The 6,000-nt window shown below is 33.0% G+C and carries 6 protein-coding genes and 1 pseudogene; 2 read left to right on the top strand and 5 right to left on the bottom strand.

Annotated features, from left to right (window positions below; all coding sequences use genetic code 11):
• Positions 1 to 397: 397 nt before the first annotated feature.
• Both J4P91_RS07960 and J4P91_RS07955 read right to left on the bottom strand, forming a co-directional pair.
• The gene (locus J4P91_RS07960; RefSeq protein ID WP_207993510.1) at positions 398 to 628 is read right to left on the bottom strand and encodes an alpha/beta-type small acid-soluble spore protein; all 231 of its coding nucleotides are present in this window, start codon (positions 626 to 628) and stop codon (positions 398 to 400) included.
• Between the two features lie 209 nt (positions 629 to 837).
• Complete coding sequence (locus J4P91_RS07955; RefSeq protein ID WP_098386419.1) at positions 838 to 1,305, bottom strand: GNAT family N-acetyltransferase; 468 nt, start codon at positions 1,303 to 1,305, stop codon at positions 838 to 840.
• Positions 1,306 to 1,619: 314 nt separating this feature from the next.
• On the opposite strand from J4P91_RS07955, the pseudogene J4P91_RS07950 reads away from it, so the two are divergent.
• Positions 1,620 to 1,814 (top strand): annotated as a pseudogene (locus J4P91_RS07950) (response regulator); the annotation flags it as partial.
• Positions 1,815 to 1,836: 22 nt separating this feature from the next.
• On the opposite strand, the gene J4P91_RS07945 reads toward J4P91_RS07950, so the two are convergent.
• Positions 1,837 to 3,135, bottom strand: a complete 1,299-nt coding sequence (locus J4P91_RS07945; RefSeq protein WP_207993509.1) for an Nramp family divalent metal transporter — start codon at positions 3,133 to 3,135, stop codon at positions 1,837 to 1,839.
• 537 nt (positions 3,136 to 3,672) lie between these two features.
• Between J4P91_RS07945 and trhO the strand changes: the two genes are divergently transcribed.
• Positions 3,673 to 4,647 (top strand): oxygen-dependent tRNA uridine(34) hydroxylase TrhO, encoded by a 975-nt coding sequence (trhO, locus tag J4P91_RS07940; protein ID WP_207993508.1) that lies wholly within the window; start codon positions 3,673 to 3,675, stop codon positions 4,645 to 4,647.
• A gap of 57 nt (positions 4,648 to 4,704) precedes the next feature.
• Here the strand turns inward: trhO and J4P91_RS07935 are convergent, their stop codons facing one another.
• Positions 4,705 to 5,166 carry a YfbM family protein gene (locus J4P91_RS07935; RefSeq protein ID WP_207993507.1) on the bottom strand — a complete coding sequence of 154 codons (462 nt, stop codon included), beginning with the start codon at positions 5,164 to 5,166 and terminating at the stop codon, positions 4,705 to 4,707.
• A gap of 89 nt (positions 5,167 to 5,255) precedes the next feature.
• Positions 5,256 to 5,801, bottom strand: a complete 546-nt coding sequence (locus tag J4P91_RS07930) for a GNAT family N-acetyltransferase (RefSeq protein ID WP_017152260.1) — start codon at positions 5,799 to 5,801, stop codon at positions 5,256 to 5,258.
• Positions 5,802 to 6,000 lie beyond the last annotated feature (199 nt).

Genomic DNA, 6,000 nt, shown 5'->3' with positions numbered 1-6,000 from the left:
AAAGTATCGCATTTGTGATTCTCCTTGTTCTTTTTTTCTAGAGTGTAGCCTCATTTAGAAAACTTTGCAACAGAACCATATTAAATAATTTTTCATAGAATTCAGCGGACATTTTATAATTACTTACATTAATATGTGTTTCAAAAATCCCTTTAATCATCAAAACTCCTCTTTTTATAAGTAACCAATATCATTTTATAATTTTTAAGTTCAATTTATCTAATCACTATTTTATTAAAAGAAACAGCTAAATGAATCAATCTAAAAGATGAAATTTAAGTGGAAATCCTACTACTTTTGTCGTAAAATCCCCACGTATCACCACATCTCCATCAAGTTACTATCTTTAAAAAGGCCTACACAAAAATTTTGTTTTTCTACAGTTAGTTATAAGGATTCATCTTACTTTTTCTTTTTGGGATTGCTCTGCTTTCTTAAGCTGCTGGGCATGTATGGTGATCCCTACTAAACGTTTTGTAATTTCACCACCAACAGAACCGTTTGCACGAGATGTTGTATCTGGACCAAGCTGTACGCCAAATTCTTGTGCAATTTCATACTTCATTTGGTCAATTGCGTTCTCACAGAAACAAGAATGATACTGCTTTTTCCTTTCGTGTTTTGCCACGTTCGAACAGTGTATACCGTTCCGACCATTATGAAGTAAACAAAAAATAACTCCAACATTAAATTTTATTGGTATATGTTGGAGTTATTTTACGCTTACACAGAAAGCCCCTTTTTAGTCTATAAATATTTTATAATGAGTGTAGTTTATTTAGAAAATACTAAACTACACTGTTTAATTCAGTTGTCGAATCTTTCACAATATCTCTCTTATAAATAATAGCTCATGATAATAAGTTCGCCTTTTTTCCCTATTTTTCGTACACCTTCATCAATAAAACCACATTTTTTATATAATAACTGTGCAGTAATGTTTTTCACATTTACCGCTAATACAATTTCACTAATATGTGGATATTCCTTGCGTACAAAGTCAGGTAGTAACAATAATGATTGTTTGGCATGCCCCTTTCCTTGATAATAATAATCCGTTGAAAACGCCCGTAATAACATAGCTTTTGGATTTTTAGAGTAAGGATTTACACCTGCATTTTCATGAAGCACGAAAAATGTTACAAGCTCATTATTTACAAGAAATAATATAGAATGTCTGTCAGTATCGGCTTTTGATAATTCTACACATTTCTTTGGTGTACCTGTAAATTGTAACTGTTCCTCAGATAATTCATAGCTTTCTACTTGTTTTTTAAATCGTTCTTTATATTCAAATAATTCCATAATGTCCTCCCATTAATTCTCCCCGTTTGTTGAATAACTCTACCCCCAAACATTTATATGGAAAAGGTCGATACCCCCGTATTTGAGAATATCGACTTTCATTTTTATATAACTTTATAATATAAAAAAAACTTTATTTCAAATCAACATGTACACATTTTATTGTGAGCGTCCTATTTATGTACAGAAAAACTTTTATGTACAGTGAACATTTAATACGTGATATGTTTGAAAATTAAAGATTTGGATGATATTCGAAGAATATGTACATAAAAGTTTACGGAGATATATCCGTATAGTGAAGAGGATGGACTATGAAACAAAAATCTATATTAATCGTAGATGATGACGCAGATATTGTTCAATTAATTGAAGTGCACTTGAAACAAGACGGATTTAAAGTTTTAAGAGCTTATAATGGGGTAGAGGCATTAGATATTTTAGAGACGAATGACATTCAACTGGCTATTTGTCTTGTGAAAATTAAAATAAAAAGAGGGTATCGTATATATTCGTACGATACCCTCTTTCTTATTGACCAGTAAATGTTTGATACAGTAAGAAAATATTTAAAGCGATAACTAGCGCAGCGATTAGCCAAGCAATTGCGCTGGTAATACGATGATTGACTAGAATACCCATAATCTTTTTGCTACTTGTAAACATAATGAGAGGTACTAATGCAAATGCAATACCAAATGATAAAACGACCTGACTCATGACAAGGGCGTAAGTTGGATTTACACCTAAAGCGATAATAACAAGTGGTGGAATCATTGTTATAAATCTTCTTAAATATAAAGGAATATGCATGCGGATAAATCCTTGCATAATAATATCACCGGACATTGTACCGACGGAAGAACTAGATAAACCAGCAGCTAACAATCCAATTCCAAAAAGGCTCGCTGATACAGGTCCAACTAAATTGCTAAATTCATTAAAAGCAACGTCTAAATCTTCAACATGTAATCCGTTTTTGAAGAACAAGGCAGCTGCTACAATTAGCATACTTGCATTAATCGCTCCAGCAATCACCATTGCAATAATGATATCAATGAATTCAAAATGGAAAATCTTTTTACGCTGTTCATCTGTTGTTCCGACTACACGGCGTTGCGTTAAAGCAGAATGTAGATAAATCGCATGTGGCATTACTGTTGCACCTAAAATCCCAGCGGCAAGTAAAATACTATCTATACCTTGAAATTTAGGAATAAATAGTCCTGAAAGAAGGGGGCTTAGTTCTGGTTTCGCATAAAATACTTGTACACCAAATGCAACAACAACAATAAAGACCATCCCTGTAATAACAGCTTCTAATGGACGAAAGCCTCTACGCTGGAATTCAAGTATAATGAATGATCCGACTGCTGTAATTAAAGCAGCGGGTAACATTGGGATACCGAACAGTAAATATAGACCTAAAGCGGCGCCGATAAATTCAGCTAAGTCAGTAGCCATAATAACGAGTTCACCTTGTATCCATAAACCGATTGAAACGGGTTTTGGAAAATGTTCGCGAGCAACTTCAGGAAGGTTTTTACCAGTAGCAATCCCGAGTTTTGCTGATAGAGACTGAATTAATACGGCCATTAAATTGGAAGCTAGAATCACCCAAAGTAATAAATAACCGTATTGTGATCCCGCTGCAATATTTGTAGCGAAGTTCCCTGGATCAATATAAGCAACAGAAGCAATAAAAGCAGGTCCTAAAAAGGGTAATAATCTTTTTAATCCTTTTGTTTCACCACTTAAAGCTAGATGAGCAGATTGAACTGTTGTACTTTGCGAAGGGATTTGTTCATCTTTTGTTATACCTTTATTCATAATAGTCTTCCCCTTTAGTTTCTTAGCTTGATGCAATTATTGTATTTATTCTTCTATTTTATTTCAATACATTCAGATATTTTAGTTGATGTTTTTATTTGAACATAAGTGTTTCCTTAATGCAAATTATATGACTATATACAATAAAAGGTGTACTCGAAATAACTATGTAACAAAAATAAATAAAACAGCTAACATACAGTTGCAAGTTTTGGAATTTTAGGAGAATGAAGAAAATTGACCTATAATATGGAATGGAAAAGGGTGTTTTTCAATTGTAAAATAGGGATTATAGCATATTAATTGCTGGAAACCGATTTGTATGTTATATAATATATTGGGATTATATCGCAACCGTAGTGGATTGTTATGTAATCTCGTTTTTCATTTGCGTTAACTTATGGGAAAACATTGTAAATAGGAGAAAGTTATTTGAACAATAGTTAACATATCTTTTCTTATTCTTATATGTTCCGATATGATCGTTAACTTATACATGGTTTTAAAATATTGACTTAGATAGGTGGTAGAAACAACATGTTAAATACGAAACCGTATAGAGTGTTACTGTACTACATGTACACTACAATTGAGAATCCAGAAGAGTTTGCAGCTCAGCATTTAGAATTTTGTAATTCACTTGAATTAAAAGGAAGAATTCTTGTAGCAGAAGAGGGAATTAACGGAACTGCTTCAGGAACTGCCCAACAAACAGAGAAATATATGGAAGCAATGAAGAACGACCCACGTTTTGCTGGAATCGTTTTTAAAGTGGATGAAGCTGATGGGCATGCGTTCAAAAAAATGCATGTGCGTCCGCGTAATGAGCTTGTTACACTTCGACTACATGAAGATATTAATCCAAAAGAAACAACTGGAAAATATTTAGAGCCAAAAGAATTTTATGAAGCAATGCAGCAAGAAAATACGGTTGTAATTGATGCAAGAAATGATTATGAATTTGATTTAGGTCATTTTAGAGGTGCGATTAAGCCGGACATTAAATCATTCCGTGAATTGCCAGACTGGATCGATGAAAATAAAGAGATTCTTGAAGGTAAAAAGATTTTAACGTATTGTACGGGCGGTATCCGTTGTGAGAAATTTTCAGGCTGGTTAGTTCGAGAAGGTTTTGAAGATGTAAGTCAGCTTCATGGTGGAATAGTAACGTACGGAAAAGACCCTGAAGTACAAGGCGAACTTTGGGATGGGCAATGTTACGTATTCGATGAGCGTATTGGAGTTCCTGTGAACCAAAAAGAACATGTTATCGTTGGTAAAGACCACTTTACAAATGAGCCATGTGAGCGCTATGTAAATTGTGCAAATCCGGAATGTAACAAACAAATCTTATGTTCAGAAGAAAATGAACAGAAATATTTACGTGCTTGTTCACATGAATGCCGCGTGCACCCACGTAATCGTTATGTGAAAGAACATGAATTAACAGAAGAGCAAGTAGCTATTGCATTAGAAAAAATTGAAGCAGAAAATCAAGTGAAATTAGGATAATATTTCACTTGATTAAAAACGGATCTTATCGTAAAAGAGAGGATCCGTTTTTTTTATTTAGATAATGAAAAAAATTACACATTGCTTGTTTGAAACAGCTTGTTTATATAGTTCTTGAATTTCTAAAAAGTAACTATAGGTATATTCTAATATTTCATCTGAATCATCATCTTCAACAAGTGGATAAAGTTGTTCATCCATTAATTCTTGAAAGTTGTACATGTTGTTAAAATCAGATTCACTTAAATCTTTTATTGCAGAATAAGCCTCTTCGACTTCACTAGCTGTAAGGTAAAACGTACCGAGAGAATCGTTATCTATGATGGAATCATTCAGTGGTACGACATGCCCAATTGGCGGTTCGCCTCCGCCAATTTCACCACATAAAATAAAATGAAGTAATTGCCATGACTTATCGATATCTAAATCAGATTCTTTAAAATAAATATCCAACTTTTTATTTTTGATTTTACTTAATTCCTCATTTGTAACTAGTATATACTGTCCGATCATCCCCATAATAGCCAGCTCCTCTAAAGGTTTTGAATTTAGTATATCATTTTTAATGTAGCTATTTGCTCCAACATTTGGAAAGTAAAGAAGAGCAGCTACTTACTCTTGTTATAATCAGATCTTGTTAAACCATAAACGACAGTATCTTCATACACTCCCCAGTACAAACAACTTTGTTTAAATGTTCCTTCATGTTTCAATCCTAATTTTTGCATGACTTTAGAGGAGGCAGGATTTTTAGCGAAAGCATCAGCATAAATTCGATTGAGCTTTAATTCTTCAAATGCATATGTAACGATGACCTGACCGGCTTCAGTGCAGTAGCCTTTACCCCAATATGATTTACCTATCCAGTATCCTAATTCTCCTTTATTATGTTTTTTATTGATAAAAAGGTATATGCAACCGATGAGTATATTTTGCTCATTAACCATTGCAAAGTGAAAACTGTCTCCTTTATCCATAGCTGTATGAGTAGAGGTAATCCACTCTTCTGCCCAGCTATCTGGATAAGGATGAGGAATAATTGTAGTAGTTTTCGCAACTTCTTTATCTCCTGCTAATTCTTGAACTTTAGGAGCATCATTTAATTCAAATGGGCGTATTGTTAATCTCTTAGATAAGAACATTGGATATTGCATTTTTTCTCATCCTTTCTAACTATACAATTAGTTTCTAATTTAATAATACATAACTTTTTGAATTGAAATACTACGAATTTATTCGTTAATAAAATGATGATTATTATTATATAGACTTAGTTAAAATAAAACCTCAACAAGAGGTTGAATCTTCTGTCTATTTTGTAGGTCAGATGTATAATATAGTTATGCTGCAATA

The sequence above is a fragment of the Bacillus sp. XF8 genome (genome assembly GCF_017498755.1).
Lineage (GTDB): Bacteria > Bacillota > Bacilli > Bacillales > Bacillaceae_G > Bacillus_A > Bacillus_A bingmayongensis.
The sequence above is the reverse complement of the archived record's forward strand: the minus strand, read 5'-3'. Positions and strand labels throughout refer to the sequence as shown.

What these genes read in the sequence shown, in the direction of transcription:
- trhO (WP_207993508.1), top strand. Translation starts at nt 3,673, where the DNA reads ATGTTAAATACGAAACCGTATAGAGTGTTACTGTACTACATGTACACT.
- J4P91_RS07945 (WP_207993509.1), bottom strand. Translation starts at nt 3,135, where the DNA reads ATGAATAAAGGTATAACAAAAGATGAACAAATCCCTTCGCAAAGTACA.
- J4P91_RS07930 (WP_017152260.1), bottom strand. Translation starts at nt 5,801, where the DNA reads ATGCAATATCCAATGTTCTTATCTAAGAGATTAACAATACGCCCATTT.
- J4P91_RS07955 (WP_098386419.1), bottom strand. Translation starts at nt 1,305, where the DNA reads ATGGAATTATTTGAATATAAAGAACGATTTAAAAAACAAGTAGAAAGC.
- J4P91_RS07935 (WP_207993507.1), bottom strand. Translation starts at nt 5,166, where the DNA reads ATGGGGATGATCGGACAGTATATACTAGTTACAAATGAGGAATTAAGT.